Below are 3,013 nucleotides of genomic sequence, written 5' to 3'. Positions count from 1 at the left end.
CTCCCCGCGCAGGCGGGGGTGGTCCGCTGCGCCACGGGTCCTCCTTCGGGCTTCAGGGGTTCTCCCCGCGCAGGCGGGGGTGGTCCGCCTTCTGTAGCCAGGGGGTTAGCTTTTGCCCTGTTCTCCCTGCACAGGCGGGGGTGGTCTGGACAGAGCCAAGCTTGCTCGAATCGAGGGTGCGTGCTTCCCAGGTAAGCGGGGACAGTGCGTTATCTCGCTAACTTCCTGCCAGCCCCTCGCGGTTCTTCTTGTGCGGGCAGAGCGTCAGGAGTTTCTCCTGGGTAGGCACTGGCTTGCCCAGGTGGGCAGTCATGATTCCAAACATGACTTCACCCAGGTCAGAGGTCAGTACAAGGAGGCTGTCTCAACACGAACGCATCGTCCTTTGGACGGCAGGCATCCCGTGGCCGCGGCGGTCGGCGCGGAGTCACCTACAAAGTGTGTCTGCAAGTGGATCCGCACTCGGGGAAAGGCGGGTGGCCTAGTGCACTGGGCGTGCTGGAACATCGCCGGCCAGCGCAGGGGCAGGAGCTTTCGCAGCCGGTCTCTCCAGCCAAGAGGTTCCACAGCCAGGTCAAAGCGGCGGCGCTGGCCGGTCAGTCGTTCGACGTCAAAAGCGGCCTGCCGCTGTCGATGTCGCCCCAGGACCGTAAGGATCGGCAAGGTGTCGCCGGAAAACAGACGGCGGGCATGGTTGAGGCCTCTTTTGAGGAGATCCGGGATCTGCTGGACGAATGCAGCGACGGTGAGGCGCTGCCGGCGGGCGGGTTCGAGAATGCGCTGATCAGGCTGGCTGAGGGGGTGGTTCGGCCAGGTCCGCCGCGCCGTCGCCGTCTACGACCTGGCACTGTGCCTGCAGGTCCCCTGCGGTGGGCTTGGATGAAGATGAGGCGGCCGAATAGATCGAGCACAACCTTCTCGGCGCGCCTACGCAGGGCCTGCGACGCCGGTGTTCGCCACCATCAAACATTGGCCCCTGATCCTTCGAGACGAGTGAGACCTGCCTCATGTGAAGCCCGGCGTGCGATGTGCTACCGGGCTTCGCCATGCAGGGTCTCCCCTGCTGGTCGCGGTTTTCCCCGGTCATGATGCTGCTGCTCTGGCCTCGGCGCGCACAAGGATCCCCGCCCGGCCCGGTCAGGCTGCGCCGCCCTTGCCGTGCCCGCAACCGGCTCTCGCTGCGCTCGTTCCGGCCCTTGCCAGAGATCTTTCCTCCTTCGTCGGAAACATCTTGGCCGGGCCGGACCGCCGGTGTGCGTTCCCGGCCGCGTGCGGCGCGGGCGCCTTGAGCCGGGCGGGGACCTGCTCCCTTGTGTCCCCGGGGCACCGCATCCCCGCGGTGTTCAGGCCAACCCGGCGTGAGTCAGGGAGAGCACATGGCCGAAGTCACCGCCGCGCCCGATGCCGCCGGCCCAGACCGGCAGGTTCCCGCCGGTACCGGTTCTGGCGAGGGGAACGACCGGGAGCCGGAGTACACCGAGCGTCCGATGATCCCGGTGGAGTTGTTGACGGCCCACCCGGGCAACGTCCGCGAGGACAAGCAGGCCGATGAGGCGTTCTGCCGGTCGGTCGCCACGGCCGGGATCATCGTCCCGCTGGAGATCACCGTGGATCCCGATGGCGGGTACCGGGTGGTGGACGGCAACATCCGCCTGGACGCCGCGCGGAAGGTCGGGCTGGACGCGGTGCCGTATTTCTTCTCCGCCGACACCGCCGACGATGAGGCGCTGCAGTACCTGCACATGCTGATCTCCTCCCGCTTCCGCAGGGACCTGTCGGTGCAGGAGGAGGCCGCGGCGCTGTTCGCGGCGTCCAAGGTGATGACCAAGACCGAGATTCGCAAGGCCACCGGGCTGTCGGCCGCCGAGGTCAAGGCCGGAATCCGGGCGGGGAGCCTGAGCGCCCGCGCCAAGGAACTGGCCGCCGGGATGGATTACGAGTGGACGCTGGAGGAGCTGGCGCTGCTCAAGCCGTTCGAGGACGATCCCGAGGCGATGGAGGTGATCGCCCGCAACCGTTACAGCCCGCTGAAGTACACCGTGCAGCGGCTGCTGGACGAGCGGGAGGCCAAGGCCCACCGTGCCAAGGTGGTCGCCGAGCTGGAGGAGGCAGGGGTCACGGTCGTCGTCGATCGTCCCGCGGGTGCCGTGGAGCTGCACCAGTTGATGGACGGTGAGGAGGCGATGACCGCCGAGGGGCACGCCGGCTGTCCCGGTGCGATCGCGTGGGTTCCCCCATGGGGCGACGCCGTCCCGCGTTTTTACTGCACGGACCCGGCCAGGCACGGCCACATGGTCGCCGGAACCGATACCGCCGGCCCGTCCGGGCCTGCCGCCGCCGTCCCTGATGCGCTCCCCGGGCCTGCGTCCGGGACGGAACGCAAGATCGTCATCGAGGGGAACAAGGCGTGGGAGGCGGCCGGCAAGGTCCGCCAGGCGTGGCTGGAGGAGTTCCTGGCCCGGAAGACGGCGCCCAAGAACGTCGCGGGGACCATTGCCCGGTTCGTGACCGAGCAGCTCGTCACGATGCCCGAGCCGTTGCGCCGTGCGCTGGGCGGCATCCGGCATTCGGGGATGTTCGCCGCCTTCGGCGGTCCCACGGCGGACACGGTGGCCAAGAGCACCCTGCCGGGTTTGTGGATGATCGCGCTGGCGCCGATCGCCGCGGCCTATGAGCGGGAGATCACCGGGGACGGGGAGCGTCGTCACACCTGGCGCGAGGACAAGTACAGCCCTTGTTCGCGTGAGGACGCCGGGGCGTGGCTGCGGTTCGTCGCCGAGATCGGGGCCAAGCACGGCTATGAGCCCAGCCCGATCGAAAGGGCCGTCGCCGATGGTGTCCCCTACCGGGGTGATGATCCGGCCGACGTTCTCATCGGCGGAAACGACACTGAACAGCCGGTGGACAGGGCCGCCCAGGAGTGCGACGAGCACCTAACCGAGGCCGGCAAGCAAGGGCTGCAGCACGCCGTTCCCGCTGCGGGCGCCCCTGCCGTCCCATCCTCGGTTCACGA

The 3,013-nt window shown here is 68.4% G+C and carries 1 protein-coding gene; it reads left to right on the top strand.

What is annotated here, in order from left to right; genetic code table 11:
* Window positions 1-1,376 precede the first annotated feature (1,376 nt).
* Window positions 1,377-3,013: ParB/RepB/Spo0J family partition protein (locus BUE48_RS04680; RefSeq protein ID WP_286989034.1), on the top strand; the 1,637-nt coding region annotated here is incomplete at its 3' end.

The sequence above is a fragment of the Thermomonospora sp. CIF 1 genome (genome assembly GCF_001896795.1).
Classification (GTDB): Bacteria; Actinomycetota; Actinomycetes; order Streptosporangiales; family Streptosporangiaceae; genus Thermomonospora; species Thermomonospora curvata.
This window is presented reverse-complemented; position numbering and strand designations above follow the sequence as displayed.